Origin of the sequence: Sinorhizobium sp. NFACC03 (assembly GCF_900103435.1) — a bacterium.
Taxonomy (GTDB): domain Bacteria; phylum Pseudomonadota; class Alphaproteobacteria; order Rhizobiales; family Rhizobiaceae; genus Ensifer.
In genome coordinates, this window is record NZ_FMXF01000038.1 from 18,072 (window position 1) to 39,656 (window position 21,585).

A 21,585-nucleotide genomic window follows, 5' to 3' on the forward strand; every position below is an offset into this window, starting at 1 on the left:
ATGCCGTATGGCGCGACCTTTGTCCGGCACCTCCGGCTGAATGCCCGATGAACGAGCGGTTCAGCCTGCATTCTTCCGCACCATGCTCTTATACGCCTGCGCACTTCGGGATCGGAGAAACCTCCGGCATGGCGCGATATGGGGCAAGATCGTGCAACTCTATTTCTTCGATCTGCATTGCGGCGACGAGCACTTCGTCGACGAGGACGGCATCATCCATTTCGACGAGGGTTCGGCCCTCTATTATGGTCAGCGCATCGCCGACAAGATCGGCCGCGGCGCGGACTATGGATCGCTGAAGGTCGAAGTTTTCTCCAGCAATCGCAGGCCGCTGGCGACGATCGTTCCGTCGATCGGGCGCGGCGGCGAGCAACGGGCGCTGCTTGGGCGCCGCCACGTCGGTACGCCACTCCACGCGGCTGCCTAGGCTAGAACGTCATCTGTCTGAACGCACGGCGAGCGCCCCGAGCGCTGCTCCTCCTTGAGCGTGCCGCGATCGTTTGGCTGCAAGCCGCACGGTTCTGACGCCGAAATAGAGCGATGCCGTCGATATCACGGATGCGACCACGAAGACGGTGAACAGCGCCCCATGCATCGTCGCGACGCTTGCCTTCTCGTCAAAGCCGCGGAGATTTGCGGTAAGCCCGCAGATTGCAGCACCGATGGCGTAGCCGGCCGATTGCAGCGTCGGCAAAAAGGCTGACGTCTTGTCGCGTTCCTTATGCGGCGACACATCCATCATCAACTGGCTGAGCGTGCCCCAGGAGATGCCGAAGCCGGCGCCAATCGCGATCTGGCTCGGAAAGACCAGGCGGAATTCGTCGATGGCGACCGCGATCGTCAGGCCGGCCAGTCCGAGGCTGAGAAGTGCCGGCCCGGCCTGGATCAGCTTCACGCGCACATCATGTGAGCGCAGGCTCGCAACGAGAATTGCGGTCAGGCTCCAGGAGATCGCCATAAGCGCGCCGGAAAAGCCGGCAGCCGTCGGGCTGAAGTTCCATACATGCTGCAGGCCATAGATGAGGTAGATCGAGCCGGATGCCTGCGCTAGCGGCATCAGCAGCACCACCCAAAGGCCGGTGCCGAGCGGCTTCGCGAGCGCGAAAGCGCCGGCAGGCAGGATCGCATGTTCTGCGCGCCGGTCGGTCTGGACCACCGCCCAGAGGATCGTCAGCGCTGTCGCCAGCGCCGCGACCATCAAGGGGACGCTTCTGGCCGTGGTCGATACCGATATCAGCAGGATGCCGGTTCCGACGATGACCAACCGCAGGAGCGGAATCGGACGTGATTTCGTGGCTGGTATCTTCTGTGCAGGGACGATGGCGAGGACGAGCACCACGAAGATTGCTGCTGCCGGTATATTGACGCCGAAGGCCGCCCGCCAGGACCAATGTTCCGTCAGGAATCCGGAGACGAGCGGACCGCCGAAGGCAGCCATTGCCCAGACGATGGCTTCGGCTCCGAAGACCTTCGGCACCAGCCGCGGCGGGAAGAGTTCCGGGATCAGTGCGTAGCAGACCGCGGCGATGATACCTTCGCCGAATCCCTGGAACACCCGTCCGGCAAGCACCTGCGGCATGCTGCTCGCGGTCGTCGCGATCATGGTTCCGGCGACAAATACGACGGCGGCAGCAATCAGCGTGCCACGTGCGCCGAACCTCGCCTTCAGATTGGCAGCAAGCGCGCCGCCGAGAATCGCAAAGACGAGATAGAGCGTAACCGCCCAGGAAAGCAGCGTGGCGCCGCCGATCTGCGCGACAGCCGTCGGTAGCGCCGTCGAAATGAAAAATTCATTGAACGCAAAGAGTGCGACCCCAAGGCAAAGTGTGACCGTTGCCGCCAGATAGTCGGGCCGGAGCAGTTCGCTCCAGCGGCCATCCGCTTGCGGCTCCGCGTTCGGGCCTGTCTTGATGTGGTGATCCTTGGCAAGATCCATGCGCCATGCTTCCTCGTGATATTCTGCAGGAGCAGTTCTGATACGACCTCAACCGCAGTTGAGGTAAAGCTGTTTCTGCAAAACTTGCCACCGGTTTCCTTCGTCTACAAGTTGCGGATGGTTTGTTGGCTTCGGTGGATGGTGGCGAAATATCTGGCTTTCGCGCTTCCGTTTCTGCTATAACGAAGGTTCGAAGTTTCGGACGGTTCCGGTGTTTACGCGCCGGAGACCGTTTTCTTTTGCGTTGGCGCCGCCCAAAGGGCGGCGCCTCGTGCTTGATGAAGGACAATGAAATGGTCGAAAAAGTGCCGATGACACAGGGTGGATTCGTCAACCTGCAGGAGGAGCTGCGCTGGCGCCAGCAGGAAGAACGACCACGAATCATCGAGGCGATTGCCGAAGCCCGTGCACATGGCGACCTGTCGGAAAATGCCGAATACCATGCCGCCAAGGAGGCGCAGAGCCATAACGAAGGCCGCGTCACTGAGCTCGAAGACTTGATCGCCCGCGCGGAAGTCATTGATCTCTCGAAGATGTCCGGCTCCAAGATCAAATTCGGCGCCAAGGTCAAGCTGGTCGACGAGGACACCGAAGAGGAAAAGACCTATCAGATCGTCGGCGACCAGGAAGCCGACGTGAAGGCTGGCCGCATCTCGATCTCGTCGCCGATCGCGCGCGCCCTGATCGGCAAGGAAGTCGGCGATTCCATCGAAGTGAACGCCCCCGGCGGCTCCAAGGCCTACGAAATTCTCGCGGTCAACTGGGGCTGATCAGCCCCGGCAGGGGCGAAGCCTCCCTTCGCCCCATTTCTCTCTTTCCAAAAGACGATCGTTGCTCGCGCAAGGAGTGCGCTTTCGTGGCCGATATCCGGAACGTCGAGGTCATCGCTCCCAATTTCAAGCGCCGCCTCTCGGGCGTGACGTCCACCATTATCCAGTTGGTTCCGATCCAGCGCGCGCTTGGCGAAAAGGTCGCCGTGCTTGGCCCGGGGCTGCCGGACACCCTGCCCTCGATCCGATTCCGCGATCTCCTGCGCTTGTGGAGCGCACCGGATGGTCGGCCCTGCCGGGTCTGGCATGCACGCCGTAACGTCGAGATGCTGCCGGCGATCGTGCTGCGCGATCTGCTCGGCATGAAGCTGAAGATCGTCTTCACCTCGGCTTCGCAGCGGCGCCACACTGGCTGGAGCAAGTTCCTGATCTCCAGGATGGATGCGGTGATCGCGACGAGCGGCAAGACCGCCGCCTATCTCGAAGTACCGAACACGGTCATCCTGCACGGCATCGACACAAAACGCTTCCAGCCGCCGGCGGATACAGTCGCCGCCAAGTCTGCGCTCGGGCTCGATCCGGCGCAGAAATATGTCGGCTGCTTCGGACGGGTGCGTAAGCAGAAGGGAACCGACCTCTTCGTTGATAGCATGATCGCGTTGCTCCCCTGCCGGCCGGGCTGGAGTGCCATCGTCGCGGGGCGCGCGACCGGCCCGCATGTGGCGTTCGAGAACGAGTTGAAGGAACGGGTCGCAAAAGCCGGTCTGACGAACCGCATCCGTTTCGTCGGCGAGCACACCAACATTCCCGATTGGTATCGCGCGCTCGACCTCTTCATCGCGCCGCAGCGCTGGGAAGGTTTTGGTCTGACGCCGCTCGAAGCCATGGCAACCGGTGTGCCGGTTATTGCGACCGATGTCGGTGCGTTTTCGGAACTGGTCGTCGTCGGCGAGCAGGAAACCGGCACGGTCATTGCGGCAAACGATCTGCAGGCGATGGTTGAGGCGACTGCCGGCTTCATGGACAATGATCGCCGTCGTACGATGGCAGGCGCCAACGGCCTGGGGCTGACCTGCGCCTCCTTCGCCATCGAGGGCGAGGCCCGTGCGATCAACGCCGTCTATGAACGGCTGATGCGTTCCTGATCGGCTGCCATTCGTGTGGCAGCCGCGCGAGCGAAATTAGCTCAGCGTTTTGAAGCGAAGAGCTTCAAGTAGGCGTCAGTGATCGCCTGTTTTGAGAACTGGTTCATCAAGGTCTCGTGGCCGCGTTCGGCGAGGCGTTCGCCCAGTGACGCGTCGCTCGCGATGCGGTCGATCGCCTGGGCGAAACCGTCGGCGTCGCCGATATCGACCATCAAGCCGTTCTCGCCATCGCGCATGAACCATTGCGGCCCTTCCGAACGGCTGGAGACAACAGGCGTGCCCTGGGCCCAAGCCTCGAGGATGACATTGCCGAGCGGTTCATGGCTCGATGCCATGACGAAAATGTCCGAAGCAGCGAGAAACGGCCGCGTATCTTTCTGCCAGCCGGCAAAGCGCACACGCTTTGCCACCCCGAGGTCGGCCGCAAGTTTCTCGAGGTTTTCCCGCTCCTCGCCGTCGCCGACCAGCCAGAGATAGGCGTCCGGTACCTTGGCAATCGCCTGGATCAGCGTGTGGAAGCCCTTGCGCGGCACGAACCGCCCCATGGACATGACGACCGGCACATTCTCCGGCGTGTCGAGCGTGGCACGACTGACTGGCGCGACGCGTTCCGTCCCGGTGAAGTTGGAGATCACTTCGACGTCGCGTTTCCAGCCGATCTTGCGCACATGCTCGGCAATTCCGGGCGTGTTGCAGACGAGACAATCGGTATTGCGGAAATAGTCGAGACGCAGCGGATAGTCGCCGAGGCGGGAAATCTTGATGCAGCCCTTGTAGTTCGGCATGAGGCGGCTGGCGCGCGGCATCCAGGCAAAGAGCGCGTCCGGCTTCTCGCGGCGCGCCATGCTGCTGACCTTCATCGGCAAAAGGATCCGGTCGAGCGACAGGTTGCGGAAATTGCTTTCGATGATGCGCGTTGCACCTTCGATATCCTTCCGCCAGATGCGTCCGGGCCGGATGACCGAGGTCTGCTCGACGCCGCGCTCGCCAAGCGCATTCACCAGATGAACGAAGAAGCGCTCTGCGCCGCCGTCCTTGCCGAAATGAAAGTGCATGATTTTCATGGGAACCTCACGGGCTGGTCTGGCGCCGATCCATGTCGTCATGGTTCGGACGGCGCTTCAGCGCGTGCCTCTGATAGATCTTGGCTGCGGTCAGGAAGGCGTAGACCGCCCCCGTCGTCGCTTCGATGAAACCCGGAAAGCCGCAGCGCCAAAGGCCATTGCGGAAATAGAGCCGGTAGAAATAGAGCGGTGGGCTGAACAGCATCTTGTAGGGTCGCGCGGACTTTCCGGCCGCAAACTGCTGGTCTGCCTTCAGCGTCGAATATTTGTTTTCCTTGAGGATCTGCTCGTCGATGATCAGCGGCCGGTAATGCAGCAGGCTTCCCTTGCGTGCGGCACTGACGGCACCGTCCGGAACGATCCCCTCATGGACCTTCTGATTGAGGTCGTAGCGTCCCCTGCCCTGGCGGATCAGTCTGAGGTTCCGCCTTTCGTGGACGCGCTCGGGCGTGTAGCCGTAACCGATCAGATAGGGCCTGCGGGCGACGCGCCAGCCGACCGTCTCCGCCGGTGCATCGAGCAGCGATGGCAGCAGCGCCTTCAGTGGCTCGTCCAGGCGCTCGTCGGAATCGATGTTGAGGCACCACGGCTGCGTGCACTGGTCGAGCGCAAACTGCTTCTGACCGGCATACCCTCGCCACGGCTCATGCAGGAAACGGATCGGCCAGCCCTCGTCGATATAGGACTGCACGAGTGCCGGCGTGCCGTCGGTCGAGCCGGAATCGACGATGACGATTTCCGCGCATTGCTCGAGGCTCTCGATGCAATTGCCGAGGTAGGCTTCTTCGTTCTGGCAGATGATGAAGGCGGAAAGCGGAAGCTTGTTCATGGGCGGGCCTTAGATCTGAACGAGGCCGATATCCTTGACCTGGCGAATGGTCAGCATCGTGCGCACCGTGTCTACCCGTTCGTTGGCCGTCAGCACTTCGATGACGAAATCCTGGAAAGCCGTCAGATTCTCGGCGACACAATGCAGCAAAAAGTCGCTTTCGCCGGAAACTGTCCAGGCTTGGCGGACGATCTGCCATTCGGCCGTTGCCGCGGCAAAAGCCTTCAGGTCAGCTTCCGACTGGCGCTTCAGACCCACCATACAGAAGGCGACGAGATCGAAGCCGAGTGCCGGTGCATTCAGCAGCGCGTGATAGCCCTTGATGACGCCTGTTTCCTCGAGCTTGCGCACGCGCCTGAGGCACGGCGGCGCAGAGATGCCGACCCTTTGGGCTAGATCGACATTGGTCATCCGGCCATCACACTGGAGCTCGCGAAGGATCTTGAGATCGATTGCGTCGAGCTCGACTTGTTTCGTCATGAACGTTCGTCCTTTTTGCGTGGTGACTTTTTGCGCGAGGGCAAAGTCAAAAACTTTGTATTTGCTGATGGTTGAGCTGGCCCCGATGGCCGGCGATATTGACTGGTGCGTCCCCTATCCCGGCGCAGCCGCGATCATCTCGGTCGAGATTCTCGGCAAGGCGCGCCCCAAAAGGGCGAGGTCGTCTCGAGTCGGTGCGTGGCCGAGCGCAGCGCGATGGAACCAAGCACGGCCGGCATTCAACCCCATATGCTTCTCCAGCAAAGTGAATCCGCGTGAAATATCGCCAAACCCGCTGGACAACAAGCAGTCCCGCCGACTATTCGCGGGAAAATGGCATGGCTGACACCGGTCTTACCGCAAAAATGGGCCGCCACCGTCAGAAGCGGCATCGGCTTGGCCCGATGCGGCATTCATTCCGCTGTCGCACTGTTCCCGGCGCATGGCTCGGTAAAGACGGATCAGATGGCCGAACCTGGTGCACAAACGCGTCATCTGGTGGCAAAACTAGGCTTGGCGCTCAAGCACTTGTGTGTATCAGGGCCGACGCCCTTGAAAGTCATGGTAGGGAATACCTAAACTATGGAACTATTTCCCATTGACGCAATGGAATCGGACGAGAGCGTTCCCTCTCCCCGTGAACGAAGGACAAGACTATGACTGCCCGTCACGTGAAAGTGCTGATCATCGGCTCCGGCCCCGCCGGTTATACGGCCGCCATCTATACGGCGCGCGCCCTGCTCGAGCCGGTGCTGATCGCCGGCCTGGAACAGGGCGGCCAGTTGATGATCACCACCGACGTGGAGAATTATCCGGGCTATGCCGATCCGGTCCAGGGCCCGTGGATGATGGAGCAGATGCTGAAGCAGGCGACCCATGTCGGCGCCGAGATCGTCAACGATCTCGTGACCGACGTCGATCTGGCCGTGCGCCCGTTCCGCATCAAGACCGATAGCGGCACCGACTGGACGGCGGACGCCCTGATCATCGCCACCGGCGCCAAGGCGAAGTGGCTCGGGATCGAGACCGAGCCGACCTTCATGGGCTTCGGCGTCTCGGCCTGCGCCACCTGCGACGGTTTCTTCTATCGCAACAAGGATGTCATCGTCGTCGGCGGCGGCAACTCGGCCGTCGAAGAAGCGCTTTACCTGTCGAACCTTGCCAAGACCGTCACCGTTGTGCACCGCCGCGATTCCTTCCGCGCCGAGAAAATCCTGCAGGAGCGCCTGTTCGCCAAGCCGAATGTCAAGGTGATCTGGGACCACGAGGTCGTCGAATATCTGGGCGCACCGGCCAAGCCGCCGATGCCCGCCTCGGTCGACGGCGTGAAGCTGCGCAACACCAAGACCGGCGAAACCTCCGGCATGGTCACCGACGGGGTGTTCGTCGCGATTGGTCACGCCCCGGCGGTCGAACTTTTCAAAGGCAAGCTTCGGCAAAAGTCCAACGGTTATCTGTGGACTGCGGCCGATTCGACGGCGACGGATGTGCCCGGCGTTTTTGCCGCAGGCGACGTGACGGACGACATCTATCGTCAGGCGGTGACGGCGGCCGGCATGGGCTGCATGGCAGCGCTCGAGACCGAGAAATACCTGGCGGGTCATATGCCCGTCGCAATTGCAGCCGAATAGAAGCTGCGAATCGGGGTGGTGCCGCTGAGGCACCTAGCCCCGTGTGGGAACAGACGCATCAGCCACATCCGGAAGACAGGACCCCGTCTTCCGGAGTGGTTTCTTATGGGGGACTTCATGTCGCTGGACTGGGACAAACTGCGCATTTTTCACGCGGCGGCCGAGGCTGGGTCGTTCACGCATGCGGCAGACAAGCTCCATCTTTCGCAATCGGCGATCAGCCGGCAGGTGAGCTCGCTTGAGCAGGACGTCGGCATCAAGCTGTTCCACCGCCATGCGCGCGGCCTGATCCTCACCGAACAGGGCGAGATCCTCTACCGGACGGCGCACGAAGTGCTGATGAAGCTCGAAAGCGTCAAGGTCCAGCTGAGCGAAACCACGGACAAGCCAAGCGGCAAGCTGCGCATCACCACGACCGTCGGCCTCGGCCAGGGCTGGCTCACCGACAAGATCCAGGAGTTCATGTCGCTGCACCCGGACGTGCAAGTCCAGCTCATCCTCGACAATGAAGAGCTCGACGTGAACATGCGCCATGCGGACTGCGCCATCCGCCTGCGCCAGCCGCAGCAGTCGGACCTCATTCAGCGCAAGCTGTTCACGGTGCACATGCACGTCTATGCAGCACCCTCCTATATCAACAAATACGGCGAGCCGCAGTCGGTCGAGGATCTCGACAATCACCGCATCATCACCTTCGGTGAGCCGGCGCCGAACTATCTGCTCGACGTCAACTGGCTCGAAATCGCCGGCCGCGATTCCGACAATCCGCGCGTGTCGCACCTGCAGATCAACAGCCAGACCTCGATCAAGCGGGCCTGCCTCCTGGGCATCGGCGTTGCGATGCTGCCTGACTATATCGTTGGCCGCGATCCGGGCCTCATACAGCTTCCGATCAGCGCCGACATCCCCTCGTTCGATACCTATTTCTGCTATCCGGACGAGATGAAGAATGCCGCCAAGCTCAAGGTCTTCCGCGATTACATCGTCGCCAAGGCCCGGAACTGGAACTTCTGACGTTCAATCGGCAAATGCTCTTTTTGTGAGCATTTCTTGGCTGTTCCCGTAACTATATGTTTTTAATTTGATATTTTGAATGCGCCCTCTATTTTATGCGGCGCATTTTCTTTGTGCGATGCAGAAATGGGCAGGGATGCGCACATGACATGGCTGTCATGCATATTAAATGATTGCTGCCCGCCCAAAAAAGCAGCATACCAAACTCAGCTGATGCATCTTTGGTGGCTTCTCCTCCCAGTGCCACCGCAGCAGCTGTTCCCCTCTGGAGGTTTAATTACCTTCACAACTTATAAGGGCCCAAGTCATCTTGTGGCCCTCTTTTTTTGTCTACTGTTTGAAGACGAGCGAGCCGTGACGAAAATCACAGTCGGCTATTGAAAGCCGATACTTCGCTTCCCATATCAAAATGCAGTTGATGCATTCTTGGTGGCTCCTCCTCCCCCGCCACCGCATTAGCTGTTCCCCTCTGGAGGTTCTTATTACCTTCACAACTACAAGGGCCCAAGTTTTCTTGAGGCCCTCTTTTTTTGCCGTCATGGTGTTCACGGTCTTGTGATTTGAATATCGAGTTTTGGCGATACATCTATCGATAAAACACGATATGGCGATATACAATGGATCGAGACGAGATATTGAAGGCGCTTGCCCATCCAGTGCGGGTGAACATCCTCGCCTGGCTGAAGGAGCCTCAGCTCCATTTCCCAACGCAGGAACATCCGCTCGATCTCGGCGTATGCGCCGGTCAGTTCGAACGCTGCGGCCTGTCGCAGTCGACCGTTTCCTCGCATCTCGCAGTGCTTCAGCGCGCCGGCCTCGTGACAACGCGCCGGGTTGGCCAGTGGATCTTCTACCGCCGCGATGAAGAGACGATTGCCGCCTTCCTCAAAAGCATCGGCGATCTCTAAAAGCAAACAGCTCCTCCCAAGCAGACCTCCATGAAAGGACCTCCCATGGCCTCGCTTTTCGACCCCATCACCATTGGCGACATCGCGCTGAAGAACCGCATCGTCATGGCGCCGTTGACACGCAATCGTTCTCCCGGCGCCGTTCCGAACACACTGAACGTCACCTATTACGAGCAGCGCGCGACGGCCGGCTTGCTGATCACCGAGGGAACGGCGATCACCCAGCAGGGCCAGGGCTATGCCGACGTGCCCGGTCTCTATACGCCGGAGGCACTGGAAGGCTGGCGCAAGGTGACGGATGCGGTGCATGCGAAGGGTGGCCGGATCGTCGTCCAGATGTGGCATGTCGGCCGTATCTCGCACAATTCGTTGCAGCCGGATGGTCTGAAGCCGGTTGCGCCCTCTGCAATCCGTGCCAAGTCCAAGACCTATCTGATCAATCCTGACGGTACCGGTTCCTTTGCCGAAACCTCCGAACCGCACGCGCTCGATGTCACCGAGATCGAAGGAATCATCGAGGACTACCGCAAGGCTGCGCGCGCCGCGATCGACGCCGGCTTCGATGGCATCGAGATCCATGCGGCCAACGGCTATCTCATCGACCAGTTCCTGCGTTCCGGTTCGAACCACCGCACGGATGCCTACGGCGGTTCGATCGACAACCGAGCCCGCTTCCTGTTTGAGGTCATGGATGCCGTGACGAAGGAAATTGGCGCCGGACGTGTCGGCATCCGCCTTTCGCCCGTGACGCCGGCCAACGACGTTTTCGATCCGGAGCCGCAAACGCTCTTCGGCTATGTGGTCAAGAATCTCGCTCGCTATCCCCTCGCCTACATCCACATCATCGAAGGCGCGACGGGCGGCCCACGTGACCACCAGCAGGGCGACCGGCCTTTCGATTATGACGCTCTGCGTTCCGCCTATGTCGCGGCTGGCGGCAAGGCTGCCTGGATGACCAACAACGGCTATGACAGAGCGCTGGCGGTGAAGACGATCAAGGACGGCGAAGCCGATCTCGTCGCTTTCGGCAAATCGTTCATCGCCAATCCGGATCTCGTCGAGCGGCTGAAGCTCGACGCGCCGCTCAACCCGCCGGATCAGACGACCTTCTATGGTGGTGGCGCCAGGGGCTACACCGACTATCCGGCCCTTGAACAGGTTGCCTGACGCTCCCACATAGCCGATGCCCCGTCACCCGACGGGGCATTTGTCCATTGGGAAATTAACTCCTTATGTTTTCTAGATATTTTGAAAAATGGTCATTGCAGCCTGACGGCGAAATTATCGTCACGCCTTCCAGCCATCTTCAACCCGTCCGCTACCGCAACCAGTCGGCGATGCTGAAAGTCGCGCAGGATCCCGAGGAAAAGTTCGGTCGCCTGCCGATGCTCTACTGGAACGGGCACGGTGCGGCAAAAGTCTATGAGTCCGATGGCGATGCCGTCCTGATGGAGCGCACGGACAGCCAGCGCAACCTCTTTCACATGGCGATGACGGGAAGCGATGAAGACGTGACGCGCATCATCTGTGGCACGGTTGCCGAGCTTCATGCGCCGCGTTCGACACCCGTTCCGCAGGATCTCGTGCCGCTCGACAAATGGTTCGCTTCACTGGAGGCGGCCGCGCCTGCTCAAGGCGGCCTTTTTGCGCGCGCACTTGCGGCGGCGAAGGGCCTGTTTGCCGATCCGGAGCCGCTTGTCGTGCTGCATGGCGACGTGCATCACGCCAACATCCTCGATTTCGGCGACCGCGGCTGGCTGGCAATCGACCCGAAGCGCGTCCTTGGCGATCGCGGCTACGACTATGCCAACCTGTTCTGCAATCCGGAGCTGCCCCTGGTCACCGCGCCGGGCCGGCTGCAGCGGCACCTGCCCATCGTCGCCGAGGAGACCGGCCTTCACCCGCGCCGCATCCTGAATTGGGTGTTGGCCTATGCCGGGCTTTCCGCCGCCTGGTTCCTGGAGGATGGTGACGACTTCGGCGTGGAGAGCGACCTGGCGATGGCGCAGATCGCAATCGCCGAGCTCGACCGTTAAGTTCAGCCGGTCCTCAACAGGACGACGGCGTAGATACAGGTCTCGCCGCTGGCGTTGCGGAAAACGCAATCCTGCGGCGGGCCAAGCTCCAGGCAATCCCCCTCGCCGAGAACATGGGTATCGAGGCCTTCCACAAAGGTCAGGCTGCCCTGCTTCACCCATATCCATCGACGATGAAGCGCATAGGCGGATGCCGGGATCGACACGTCGGCGCCTGCCGGAAGCTCGATCTCGACCAGTTCGAGCGGCAGCTCCGACATCGGTGACACGTGGCGCCGGAGATATCCTGTTTGTGGATCGCGCCAGACCGATTGGTCCCGGCGTCGCGACAGCCTGCCCTGGCTCATTTCTGCGCGCGCGATCAGGCTGGACATGGTGAGCCCGAACGCGCCCGCAAGCTTGGCGAGCAATGTTGCCGTCGGGCTGCTGTCGCCCCGCTCGACCTTGTGGATCATTGCGCGCGAGACACCCGAGCGCTCCGAAAGCTCGCTCAGCGACCAGCCGCGCGCTTCTCTTTCGAGCCGAATTCGTTCACTGAGCCGTTGATCCAGGCTGTCTACTTTAGTATCCATATCGTAGTCATATAGTGAACGAATGTGAGGAGCAAGCATGCTGATCCGAGCGGCCATCCAAGACGATCTGCCAGTCATCTGCGAGATCTACAACGACGCCGTGGCAAACACGACGGCGATCTGGAACGAGACCTTGGTCGACGTCGCCAATCGGACGGCCTGGCTGAAGGCGCGCGTGGACGCGGGCTATCCGGTGCTGGTGGCCGTCTCCGATGAAGGCGACGTCGTCGGTTATGCGTCCTTTGGCGATTGGCGCGCCTTCGACGGTTATCGCCACACGGTCGAGCACTCCGTCTATGTTCACAAGGATCGGCGCGGCGGTGGCATTGGCCGGGAACTCATGGTCGCGCTGATCGCCGAGGCCGAACGGCTGGGCAAACATGTGATGATCGCGGGCATCGAATCGGAGAACACGGCCTCGATCCGTCTTCACGCCCAACTGGGCTTCATCGACACCGGCCGCATGCGCGAAGTCGGCACGAAATTCGGCCGCTGGCTCGATCTGACATTCATGCAATTGGTGCTCCCGACAGGTTCGCCGCGCTAGACCGTCTCGACAATGACCGTTTGTCGAGGCGGTCGGAGATGCTATGAACGCGCAAGGACTGTTACTGGAAACACTTTAACGTGGGTCTTCGGCGGAAGGTGAGAGCGGGCGCTTGGGCACGGGTCGCGAGAGCGGCGCTGGCGCTGCTTGTCAGCCTTCCGGCATACAGAGCGGTCCCCGCGGCCGCTCGTATCGATGAGCTCCTCCCCCAACCGAAATGCGTCTATTCAGGGCAGTCTGTCATCGATCCCGCGAAGGCGCTCTGCATCAGCAAGGAGAACTTCGCCCGCGATGTTTGCGGCGTGATCGACCATTACGCGACGGTGAACGACCTGCCCGCGGCCTTCTTCGCCCGCCTGATCTGGCGTGAAAGCCTGTTCCGGCCGAATGCGGTCAGCCCCAAGGGGGCCGAAGGGATCGCGCAGTTCATGCCTGGAACGGCGAAGATGCGGGGGCTCAACAACAGCTTCGATGTCGTCGAGGCGCTGGGCAAGTCCGCGGAATATCTGAACGAGCTCAAGTCGCGCTATGGCAATCTCGGCTTTGCCGCCGCCGCCTACAATGCCGGAGAAAACGGGCTGGAGCGTTTTCTCGAGGTCGATTGGCTGCCGACTGAGACGCGCAACTACGTCCTGGCGATCACCGCCTACAGCGTCGAGGACTGGCGCGACAATCCACCGAAGACGCTCGACCTGACGCTCGACAAGGGCAAGACCTTTCTCGATGGTTGCGTGGCGCTCGCCAGCACCCGCAACCTTCGCGATATCGAGGTGATCGACGAAGCCGAATGGGCGCCCTGGGGCGTGCAACTCGCCGCGCACTTCCAGAAGTCGGTGGCGCAGCGATTGTTTGTGCGTGCTGCCAAGCGCCTGCCGGAACCGATCCGCAGCGAGAAGGCCCTCCTGCTCAGGGAGCGCAATGCCAGCTTTGGCCTCAGGATCCGCTACGCCGCGCGCATCGGCCGCGAGACCCAGGCGGAAGCAAACAAGCTCTGCGCCACCATTCGCAAGAGCGGTGGCGCCTGCCTTGTCTTCAGGAACTGACGGTTCGACGCGCCATCCGTGCCGCTAGCCGTAGCGGCTTCGCCGGGCAATTCCACTACGCGAGAACGCGGTCACCGGTGACCGTGCTGCCCTCTGCCTCTATCGGCATGCAACCAAGTCCCCTGAGCGTCGTCGCGACCGCCTCGTCGATCGGTGTATGCGGCTCTTCGCCGAGAACCGCCAGGAGTCGCTCGTTCGGCATTCTCAGAGGTTCGCGCCAAACGTAGCGCATCTTGCGCAGTTCCCTGAACAGCGGGACGAAAGGCGAGACAAGGCCGATCAGCCACCAGGGAAAAGCCCTGACGGGTAGCTCCGGCTTGCCGACGACGCGGCGGATCGCCGCCACCATCTCCGTTCCGTTCCGGTCGAGGAAGCCGCGCATATGATAGACGGCAAAGCGCGGCAGGCTTTCGGCACGCTCCACGAGGCGGAGCATGGTTTCCGCGACATCGGGCAGATAGGCCCACTGGTGGGAGGTGCCTTCACGGCCGGGATAGGAAATCGCCGTCACCGGTTTTCCGGGCTTTACCAGCCCTTGCGAAAACCAGTTGTTGGCGGCTCCCGGGCCGAAGAAGTCTCCTGCCCGAACGATGATGACGCCGATGCCTGCCTCGGACGCGCCCTTCAGGCGACGCTCCATCTCCTTGCGGATCAGGCCCTTGTCGGTGTCAGGGTTCTGCGGGGCGTCCTCGGTCAGAATGGGAAAGGCATCCCGGCCGAAATTATAGATCGTTCCCGGCAGGAGGATGCGCGCGCCTGAGGCTTTCGCAGCCGCGATGGTGTTGTCGAGCATCGGCAGCACCAGGGTTCCCCAGTTGCGGTAGCCGGGCGGATTGACGGCATGCACGATCAGATCGACCCCTTCCGCCGCAGCGCGAACGTCGCGTGCGTCCATGGCATCGCCTTGCCGCCAGTCGAACGCCGGCTCCGCCTGCGCTGCCTTCTCGGCGTTTCGGTTCAAGGCGCGCACCTGCCAGGCGCGCCTGCTGAGCCCGCGTGCCACGGCGCTGCCAATACCGCCCGTCGCGCCGAGCACCAGCGCGCTCTTTGTTCTTTCCTGCATCTCGGCCATGTCTCGCTCCATCCGTTTCGATGAAGACAGGATCACGCAAAGCAGAGCTAAACGGAATTGCCGAAAAATCTTGATCAGATATACTGAAATATATGAGCAGAATAGATTTGAGCTGGGATTTCTACAGAACGTTTCTCGCTGTGCTGCGGGAGGGGTCGCTATCGGCGGCCGCCCGCGAGCTTGGCTTGACGCAGCCGACCGTCGGCCGGCACGTGGACGCCATGGAAGCGGCACTTGGCTATCCGCTCTTCGTGCGCTCCCCGCATGGCCTGCTGCCGACCGATGCCGCGCTGGCGCTCCGGCCCTATGCCGAGACGCTCTCCGCGACATCTGCGGCACTCTTGCGTGCCGCGTCCAGCCAGCGTGATGCCGTCAGCGGTACTGTGCGCATCAGCGCCAGCGAGGTCATCGGCATCGAGGTCCTGCCGCCGATCCTGGCGAAGCTGCACGAGGCCTATCCGGAGCTGATGATCGAACTCTCCGCCTCCGATGCGGTCGAAGACCTGTTGCGCCAGGAGGCCGATATCGCGGTGCGTATGGTCGCGCCCGCGCAGGATGCATTGATCGCCCGCCACCTCGGCGTCGTCCCCATCAGTTTTCACGCCCACCGCCGCTACATCGCGCGGCGCGGCATGCCTCGGGCACTGACCGACCTCGCGGATCACAGCCTGATCGGCTACGACCGGGAAACCGCGGCGATCCGGGCGATCATCGCACGTTCGCCAGAACTGCCGACGGCACGGTTTGCGCTCAAGGCCGACAGCAACCTTGCCCAGTTCGCAGCGATCCGCGCCGGCTTCGGCATCGGCATCTGCCAGAACGGACTGGCGGCGCGCGACCCCGACCTTCTGCCGGTGCTGCCTGGCCTCTTCGAGATGAAGCTCGACACCTGGCTGGTGATGCACGAGAACCTGAAGACGGCGCCGCGCTGCCGCGTCACTTTCGATGCGCTCGCCAAGGGGCTGCGCGACTACATTCGCGGTGTCGCACCCGCGGCCCAGGACGGGGATGCTTCCACTTAGAGCAACTCCAGGAAAAGTGCGAAACGGTTTTCCGTCCGGAATTGCGTAATTTCAAAGACTTAGGTCATTTCAGTGTTTCAATGAAACACTGAAATGATCTAGCGCGGCGACTACCCATCAAGCAGCGTTGTGCCGTAGGAATTGTCGATGACGCAAAGCCATTTGCCGGCATCCGTCTTGCGGAAGACATAGGTCGCCCGTCTCACGATGGAGACATCGGCGCCCTCCGCGTCCACCGTATCGAGCACCGTTTCCATGATGACGAGCGCGGTGTCGCCACCTTCGATCACTTTCATCTCGCCCTGGGGGACTTTCATCTGGTTCTTGAAATGGGCGGCGATCGCCACGAACGCTTTTTGGATCTGGGACTTTCCGGTCGCGTTGAGACCGGGTTTGACGACCAGTGTCGCGTCGTCGGCGTAGAAATCCATCAAGCTCTCAAAATCTTCCCCCGTGATTGCACGGTCGGCAGCTTGGATAACCTGTTTCAGTTCGTGATCTGACATGTCCGTCTCTTGGGTTTGCGCAAGACGGATAAACAAAACCCGCCTTGCGGCGGGTTGCTGCTTTTGGAAAAGGAGCGCGCGTCAACCCACCATTCGAAGAATGGTGCGAATAATCGAAGCGTTGACGACATTTTCCATGGTTCGCGTGTAACGCGCTTCGAGCTCGTGGGCAAGTTGCGTCGCTCGCAAAGGGACGCGTGCGCCGCCAATAGAAAAGCCCGCCAAGATGGCGGGCTTTCAAAATCCTTGGCGCTTCTATCGCGTGGGCAGTTAGCCCTCGGATTCAGCTGGCGTTTCCGGCGCTCCGTTCTCGACAGCCGCCTCCTCGCCTTCCTCGTCGCCGTCAGGCTCGCTGATGCGCTCGACCGAAACGACCTTCTCATCCTTGGCGGTCGAGAAGATGGTGACGCCCTTGGTCGCGCGGCTCGCGAACCGGACGCCATTGATCGGCACGCGGATCAATTGGCCACCATCGGAGACGAGCATGATCTGGTCGTTGTCTTCGATCGGGAAGGCTGCAACGAGTACGCCGATTTCCGTCGTCTTCGAGGTATCGGTGGCGCGGATGCCCTTGCCGCCGCGGCCCGAGGTGCGGAAATCGTAGGACGACGAGCGCTTGCCGAAGCCCTTCTCCGAGACCGTCAGCACGAACTGTTCGCGTGCCTTTAGTTCTTCGAAGCGTTCGTTGCTGAGTTCGCCACCGTCGGTGACTTCCTCGCCGACCAGAGCGATTTCTTCCTCTTCGCCGTTCGTCGTGCGCCGCTCGGCGGCTGCACGCTTCAGATAGGCTGCCCGTTCCCACGGCTCAGCATCGACATGGCCAAGGATCGCCATCGAGATGATGCGGTCGCCGTCGCCGAGGTTGATGCCGCGAACGCCGATCGAGTTGCGGCCGGCAAAGACGCGCACGTCGTCGACCGGGAAGCGGATGCACTGGCCGAGCGCCGTCGTCAGCATGACGTCGTCATGCTCCGTGCAGGTGTCGACAGAGAGGATCTCGTCGCCCTCCTCCTCGAGCTTCATCGCGATCTTGCCGTTGCGGTTGACCTGGACGAAGTCCGACAGCTTGTTGCGGCGAACCGTGCCGCGGGTCGTCGAGAACATGACGTCGAGGTTTTCCCAGGTCGCCTCGTCCTCGGGCAGCGGCATGATGGTGGTGATGCGCTCGCCGGGCTCCAGCGGCAGCATGTTGATCAGCGCCTTGCCGCGCGATTGCGGGGTGCCGATCGGCAGGCGCCAGACCTTCTCCTTGTAGACGATGCCACGCGAGGAGAAAAACAGAACGGGCGTATGGGTATTGGCGACGAATAGCCGGGTAACGAAATCCTCGTCCCTGGTCGCCATGCCCGAGCGGCCCTTGCCGCCGCGGCGCTGCGCCCGGTAGGTCGTCAGCGGCACGCGCTTGATGTAGCCGAGATGCGAGACGGTCACGACCATATCTTCACGGGCGATGAGGTCCTCATCGTCCATGTCAGGGCCGCCTTCCATGATCTCGCTTCGGCGCGGGGTGCCGAATTCGTCACGGATAGCGATGAGCTCGTCCTTGACGATGGTCATGATGCGCAGGCGCGAGGACAGGATGTCGAGGTAATCCTTGATTTCCTCGCCGATCTTGTTGAGTTCGTCGCCGATTTCGTCGCGGCCGAGCGCAGTCAGGCGCTGGAGGCGCAGGTCGAGGATGGCGCGGGCCTGCTCTTCCGACAGGTTGTAGGTGTTGTCTTCATTGATCCGGTGGCGCGGATCGTCGATCAGCCGGATGAGGCTGTCGACGTCATGGGCGGGCCAGCGGCGTTCCATCAACTGTTCGCGTGCGGTCTGCGGATCGGGCGCATGCCGGATCAGCTTGATCACTTCGTCGATGTTGGCAACGGCAATTGCGAGACCGACCAGGACGTGGGCGCGGTCACGCGCCTTGCGCAGCAGGTACTTCGTTCTCCGGCTAACGACTTCCTCGCGGAAGGAGACGAAAGCACGCAGCATATCGAGCAGCGTCATCTGTTCCGGCTTGCCGCCGTTCAGCGCCACCATGTTGCAGCCGAACGAGGTCTGCAATGGCGTGTAGCGGTAGAGCTGGTTCAGGATGACGTCGGCATTGGCGTCGCGCTTCAGTTCGATGACGACGCGATAGCCTTGACGGTCCGATTCGTCGCGCAGATCCGAGATGCCCTCGATGCGCTTCTCGCGCACGAGTTCGGCCATCTTCTCGATCATCGTTGCCTTGTTCACCTGGAAGGGGATCTCGGTGATGATGATCTGCTCGCGGTCGCCGCGCATCGGCTCGACATGCGCACGGCCACGCATGATGACCGAACCGCGGCCGGTCTCGTAGGCCGAACGGATGCCGGAGCGGCCGAGGATCAATGCGCCGGTCGGGAAGTCCGGGCCCGGGATGATCTCCATCAATTCCGGCAGTTCGATCGCCGGATTGTCGATCAGCGCCATGCAGCCGTCGATGACTTCGACCAGGTTATGCGGCGGGATGTTCGTCGCCATGCCGACGGCGATACCGCCGGCGCCATTGACGAGCAGGTTGGGGAACTTCGCCGGAACGACGGACGGCTCGCTCAGCGTGCCATCATAGTTGTCGCGGAAATCGACGGTTTCCTTGTCGAGATCATCGAGCAGCGTATGGGCCGCCTTCTGCAGGCGGCATTCGGTGTAGCGCTCGGCTGCCGGCGGGTCGCCGTCGACCGAACCGAAGTTGCCCTGGCCGTCGATCAGCGGCAGGCGGAGAGACCAGTCCTGCGCCATACGCGCCAGCGCATCGTAGATCGCTGCGTTGCCGTGCGGGTGATACTTACCCATCACGTCCCCGGTGACGCGGGCGCATTTGACGTATTTTTTGTTCCAGTCGATGCCGAGCTCGCTCATCCCGTAGAGGATGCGGCGGTGCACGGGTTTCAGACCGTCACGCACGTCGGGAAGCGCGCGGCTGACGATGACGCTCATCGCGTAATCGAGATAGGACCGCTGCATTTCCTCGATGATGGAAATCGGCTCGATGCCTGGCGGAGTTTTTCCGCCGCCGGGAGTGCTTTGCTCAGTCAATGGTGATCACGATCTTTGTTCAGAATCAGTCGGATATTTATAGCGGATTGCCACGGGAAGCGCCAATTTGCGGCCCTTCGCGCCGTTCACCCGCCAACCTGTGAAGATGTCACTGTAACGCTTTGATTCGCTGCATGATTCGTTCGACAGTCCAGATCAGGAGCCGAAGAGCCATGCGGCAGTTGTGAACAGTCTTTTGCCGCCGGAGCAGGCTTTTCTAGGGCATCGCGCGGGAAATCGGAAGACCCCTGCCGCCAATCGCCGCGACGCCGCGCATTTGCGGTCCGATTGCCGCAAGGGATTGCTCATTAAGTCATTGCTGAGACTTTGTTTGCCGCCCTCTTCCCAAGCCCGTGCCGCTTGCCTAACAATGCCTTCATGCCACCGGGAAAACCCGGGGCGAAATCCGGAAGGGGAAACGGATGTTCAATGTCGACCTCCTGGTCAATGCACTCACCACGCTTCTCGTCACGCTCGATCCGCCCGGCCTCGCGCCGATCTTCCTAAGTCTGACGGTCGGTCTCAGCCGACAGGAGCGCTTTCAGGTGGCCACGCGCGGCTCGCTGATCGCCTTCTTCATCCTTGCCGCCTTCGCCGTGTTCGGCAACGGCATCCTCGGGCTGCTCGGCATCTCGATCGGCGCCTTCCGCATCGCCGGCGGTCTTCTACTGTTCTGGATCTCTTTCGAGATGATTTTCGAGAAGCGGCAGGAACGCAAGGAAAAGACCGGCGAGAACGCGACCACCAAGGATCACATCCATAACATCGCGGTCTTTCCCCTCGCGCTTCCCCTGATTGCCGGGCCAGGCGCGATCTCCGCGACGATCCTGCTCGCCGGCTCGTTCCCGACGGCGGTCGAGCGCACGCAACTCTTGATCGTCATCGCGCTGTCTATGCTCAGCCTGTTCCTTGCGCTCGTCATCGCCGAGCGCATCGACCGGTTTCTCGGTGTCACCGGCCGCGCCATCCTGACGCGCCTGCTCGGCGTCATCCTGGCGGCGCTGGCGGTGCAGTTCGTTGTCGACGGCGTCAAATCGGCAATGGCGCTTTAGAGCCGCGGCTGATCGCCTTTGTCGCCGAACGAGCGACAAAGAGAACGGACAACAAAAAACGCCATGTCCCAGAGGACATGGCGTTTTGCGTCAATACTGATCGACACTGATCGATGGGCGATCAGAACGGAATGTCGTCGTCCATGTCGCGCGAGAAGCCACCGCCCTGGCCGCCTTGACCGCCCTGGCCACCGCCCGAACGGCCGCCACCGGAAGACTGGCGCGACTGGTCGTAGTCGTCGTAACCACCGCCGTAGTTGCTGCCGCCAAAGTCGCCGCCGCCACCGCGGCTGACGCCGGAGCCGCCGCCCTCGCCGCGACCGTCCAGCATCGTCAGCGTCGAGTTGAAGCCCTGCAGCACGATTTCGGTCGAATAACGGTCGTTGCCGTTCTGGTCCTGCCACTTGCGCGTCTGCAGCGCGCCTTCGATATAGAGCTTGGCGCCCTTCTTCACATATTGTTCGACGACCTTGCAGAGGCCCTCGTTGAAGACGACGACCGTGTGCCATTCGGTCTTTTCCTTGCGCTCGCCGCTGTTGCGGTCGCGCCAGGATTCCGAGGTTGCGATGCGCAGGTTGGCAATCGGCCGGCCGTCCTGCGTGCGCCGGATTTCCGGGTCTGCCCCGACATTTCCGATCAAGATTACCTTGTTGACGCTTCCAGCCATGTTGCTTTTCCCGTGGTTTCACCGGGCCGCCGGCCCAGCTTGGAATTTCAAGAGCGCGCATCTTAGCGGTCCGATGCCGCCGATACGCCCCGCCTCGCACATAATCCACAACAGATTTGGTCGATTTATGGGCGATTTGTTCTTTCTTTGTTCTAGTATTTGGCTATGATCCTGTCAACCGACTCGAATTGGCCGCCTGTTTTGCCGATTGCGCCTCGACATGGGCGTTAGCGTCATTACATA

General features: G+C 61.4%; 21 protein-coding genes. 12 read left to right on the forward strand and 9 right to left on the reverse strand.

The window, feature by feature from the left end:
* The first annotated feature begins 151 nt into the window (after positions 1-151).
* Positions 152-427, forward strand: coding sequence for a DUF6894 family protein (locus BLU35_RS30280; protein WP_093235853.1), 276 nt, complete (start codon positions 152-154; stop codon positions 425-427).
* Between the two features lie 9 nt (positions 428-436).
* Here the strand turns inward: BLU35_RS30280 and BLU35_RS30285 are convergent, their stop codons facing one another.
* A complete protein-coding gene (locus BLU35_RS30285) occupies positions 437-1,936 on the reverse strand; it encodes an MFS transporter (protein ID WP_093235854.1) in 1,500 nt (499 codons plus the stop codon).
* 293 nt (positions 1,937-2,229) lie between these two features.
* On the opposite strand from BLU35_RS30285, the gene greA reads away from it, so the two are divergent.
* Entirely contained in the window at positions 2,230-2,706 is a 477-nt protein-coding gene (greA, locus tag BLU35_RS30290; protein WP_058324180.1) for a transcription elongation factor GreA, read from the forward strand.
* An 86-nt stretch (positions 2,707-2,792) separates the two neighbouring features.
* Positions 2,793-3,851, forward strand: coding sequence for a glycosyltransferase family 4 protein (locus tag BLU35_RS30295; RefSeq protein WP_093235855.1), 1,059 nt, complete (start codon positions 2,793-2,795; stop codon positions 3,849-3,851).
* 41 nt (positions 3,852-3,892) lie between these two features.
* Here BLU35_RS30295 and BLU35_RS30300 read toward each other — a convergent pair whose 3' ends face one another.
* The 3 genes from BLU35_RS30300 to BLU35_RS30310 are packed head-to-tail and all read right to left on the reverse strand — an operon-like array spanning position 3,893 to position 6,224.
* Positions 3,893-4,915, reverse strand: coding sequence for a glycosyltransferase (locus BLU35_RS30300; RefSeq protein WP_093235857.1), 1,023 nt, complete (start codon positions 4,913-4,915; stop codon positions 3,893-3,895).
* A gap of 7 nt (positions 4,916-4,922) precedes the next feature.
* On the reverse strand, positions 4,923-5,744 hold the full coding sequence (locus BLU35_RS30305) for a glycosyltransferase family 2 protein (RefSeq protein ID WP_057250288.1): 822 nt from the start codon (positions 5,742-5,744) through the stop codon (positions 4,923-4,925).
* Positions 5,745-5,753: 9 nt separating this feature from the next.
* Positions 5,754-6,224, reverse strand: coding sequence for an Lrp/AsnC family transcriptional regulator (locus BLU35_RS30310; protein WP_093235858.1), 471 nt, complete (start codon positions 6,222-6,224; stop codon positions 5,754-5,756).
* Positions 6,225-6,880: 656 nt separating this feature from the next.
* Here BLU35_RS30310 and trxB point away from each other — a divergent pair.
* The 5 genes from trxB (at position 6,881) to BLU35_RS30335 (ending at position 11,813) form a co-directional block, all read left to right on the forward strand.
* On the forward strand, positions 6,881-7,855 hold the full coding sequence (trxB, locus tag BLU35_RS30315; RefSeq protein WP_093235859.1) for a thioredoxin-disulfide reductase: 975 nt from the start codon (positions 6,881-6,883) through the stop codon (positions 7,853-7,855).
* Positions 7,856-7,972: 117 nt separating this feature from the next.
* A complete protein-coding gene (locus BLU35_RS30320) occupies positions 7,973-8,869 on the forward strand; it encodes a LysR family transcriptional regulator VtlR (RefSeq protein WP_034791460.1) in 897 nt (298 codons plus the stop codon).
* A gap of 617 nt (positions 8,870-9,486) precedes the next feature.
* Positions 9,487-9,777 (forward strand): ArsR/SmtB family transcription factor, encoded by a 291-nt coding sequence (locus BLU35_RS30325; RefSeq protein WP_058324177.1) that lies wholly within the window; start codon positions 9,487-9,489, stop codon positions 9,775-9,777.
* A 45-nt stretch (positions 9,778-9,822) separates the two neighbouring features.
* Positions 9,823-10,944 (forward strand): alkene reductase, encoded by a 1,122-nt coding sequence (locus BLU35_RS30330; RefSeq protein WP_093235860.1) that lies wholly within the window; start codon positions 9,823-9,825, stop codon positions 10,942-10,944.
* A gap of 65 nt (positions 10,945-11,009) precedes the next feature.
* Positions 11,010-11,813, forward strand: a complete 804-nt coding sequence (locus tag BLU35_RS30335) for an aminoglycoside phosphotransferase family protein (RefSeq protein ID WP_093235861.1) — start codon at positions 11,010-11,012, stop codon at positions 11,811-11,813.
* Positions 11,814-11,815: 2 nt separating this feature from the next.
* On the opposite strand, the gene BLU35_RS30340 is transcribed toward BLU35_RS30335, so the two are convergent.
* Positions 11,816-12,385, reverse strand: a complete 570-nt coding sequence (locus tag BLU35_RS30340; protein WP_058328306.1) for a helix-turn-helix domain-containing protein — start codon at positions 12,383-12,385, stop codon at positions 11,816-11,818.
* Between the two features lie 37 nt (positions 12,386-12,422).
* Between BLU35_RS30340 and BLU35_RS30345 the strand changes: the two genes are divergently transcribed.
* Both BLU35_RS30345 and BLU35_RS30350 read left to right on the forward strand, forming a co-directional pair.
* On the forward strand, positions 12,423-12,932 hold the full coding sequence (locus BLU35_RS30345) for a GNAT family N-acetyltransferase (protein WP_093235862.1): 510 nt from the start codon (positions 12,423-12,425) through the stop codon (positions 12,930-12,932).
* Positions 12,933-13,012: 80 nt separating this feature from the next.
* Positions 13,013-13,975: a lytic transglycosylase domain-containing protein gene (locus BLU35_RS30350; protein WP_058324173.1), complete on the forward strand. Its 963-nt coding sequence runs from the start codon at positions 13,013-13,015 to the stop codon at positions 13,973-13,975.
* Between the two features lie 55 nt (positions 13,976-14,030).
* Here the strand turns inward: BLU35_RS30350 and BLU35_RS30355 are convergent, their stop codons facing one another.
* Positions 14,031-15,047 (reverse strand): NAD(P)H-binding protein, encoded by a 1,017-nt coding sequence (locus BLU35_RS30355; protein ID WP_082615815.1) that lies wholly within the window; start codon positions 15,045-15,047, stop codon positions 14,031-14,033.
* Between the two features lie 92 nt (positions 15,048-15,139).
* On the opposite strand from BLU35_RS30355, the gene BLU35_RS30360 reads away from it, so the two are divergent.
* Entirely contained in the window at positions 15,140-16,069 is a 930-nt protein-coding gene (locus BLU35_RS30360) for a LysR family transcriptional regulator (protein ID WP_093235863.1), read from the forward strand.
* A gap of 110 nt (positions 16,070-16,179) precedes the next feature.
* Here the strand turns inward: BLU35_RS30360 and BLU35_RS30365 are convergent, their stop codons facing one another.
* Together BLU35_RS30365 and gyrA are read right to left on the reverse strand one after the other, a co-directional pair.
* The gene (locus tag BLU35_RS30365) at positions 16,180-16,575 is read right to left on the reverse strand and encodes a YybH family protein (RefSeq protein ID WP_057250272.1); all 396 of its coding nucleotides are present in this window, start codon (positions 16,573-16,575) and stop codon (positions 16,180-16,182) included.
* A 270-nt stretch (positions 16,576-16,845) separates the two neighbouring features.
* Entirely contained in the window at positions 16,846-19,623 is a 2,778-nt protein-coding gene (gene gyrA, locus BLU35_RS30370) for a DNA gyrase subunit A (protein WP_093235864.1), read from the reverse strand.
* A gap of 422 nt (positions 19,624-20,045) precedes the next feature.
* Between gyrA and BLU35_RS30375 the strand changes: the two genes are divergently transcribed.
* Entirely contained in the window at positions 20,046-20,675 is a 630-nt protein-coding gene (locus tag BLU35_RS30375) for a MarC family protein (RefSeq protein WP_057250268.1), read from the forward strand.
* A gap of 121 nt (positions 20,676-20,796) precedes the next feature.
* On the opposite strand, the gene BLU35_RS30380 is transcribed toward BLU35_RS30375, so the two are convergent.
* Positions 20,797-21,342 (reverse strand): single-stranded DNA-binding protein, encoded by a 546-nt coding sequence (locus tag BLU35_RS30380; protein ID WP_093235865.1) that lies wholly within the window; start codon positions 21,340-21,342, stop codon positions 20,797-20,799.
* Between the last annotated feature and the right edge of the window lie 243 nt (positions 21,343-21,585).

Coding starts and splice junctions, on each gene's coding strand:
- BLU35_RS30340 (WP_058328306.1), bottom strand. CDS start 12,385: ATGGATACTAAAGTAGACAGCCTGGATCAACGGCTCAGTGAACGAATT.
- BLU35_RS30335 (WP_093235861.1), top strand. CDS start 11,010: ATGTTTTCTAGATATTTTGAAAAATGGTCATTGCAGCCTGACGGCGAA.
- BLU35_RS30300 (WP_093235857.1), bottom strand. CDS start 4,915: ATGAAAATCATGCACTTTCATTTCGGCAAGGACGGCGGCGCAGAGCGC.
- BLU35_RS30320 (WP_034791460.1), top strand. CDS start 7,973: ATGTCGCTGGACTGGGACAAACTGCGCATTTTTCACGCGGCGGCCGAG.
- BLU35_RS30355 (WP_082615815.1), bottom strand. CDS start 15,047: ATGGCCGAGATGCAGGAAAGAACAAAGAGCGCGCTGGTGCTCGGCGCG.
- BLU35_RS30285 (WP_093235854.1), bottom strand. CDS start 1,936: ATGGATCTTGCCAAGGATCACCACATCAAGACAGGCCCGAACGCGGAG.
- BLU35_RS30360 (WP_093235863.1), top strand. CDS start 15,140: ATGAGCAGAATAGATTTGAGCTGGGATTTCTACAGAACGTTTCTCGCT.
- trxB (WP_093235859.1), top strand. CDS start 6,881: ATGACTGCCCGTCACGTGAAAGTGCTGATCATCGGCTCCGGCCCCGCC.
- BLU35_RS30380 (WP_093235865.1), bottom strand. CDS start 21,342: ATGGCTGGAAGCGTCAACAAGGTAATCTTGATCGGAAATGTCGGGGCA.
- BLU35_RS30365 (WP_057250272.1), bottom strand. CDS start 16,575: ATGTCAGATCACGAACTGAAACAGGTTATCCAAGCTGCCGACCGTGCA.
- BLU35_RS30375 (WP_057250268.1), top strand. CDS start 20,046: ATGTTCAATGTCGACCTCCTGGTCAATGCACTCACCACGCTTCTCGTC.
- BLU35_RS30305 (WP_057250288.1), bottom strand. CDS start 5,744: ATGAACAAGCTTCCGCTTTCCGCCTTCATCATCTGCCAGAACGAAGAA.
- BLU35_RS30330 (WP_093235860.1), top strand. CDS start 9,823: ATGGCCTCGCTTTTCGACCCCATCACCATTGGCGACATCGCGCTGAAG.
- BLU35_RS30345 (WP_093235862.1), top strand. CDS start 12,423: ATGCTGATCCGAGCGGCCATCCAAGACGATCTGCCAGTCATCTGCGAG.
- greA (WP_058324180.1), top strand. CDS start 2,230: ATGGTCGAAAAAGTGCCGATGACACAGGGTGGATTCGTCAACCTGCAG.
- BLU35_RS30310 (WP_093235858.1), bottom strand. CDS start 6,224: ATGACGAAACAAGTCGAGCTCGACGCAATCGATCTCAAGATCCTTCGC.
- BLU35_RS30325 (WP_058324177.1), top strand. CDS start 9,487: ATGGATCGAGACGAGATATTGAAGGCGCTTGCCCATCCAGTGCGGGTG.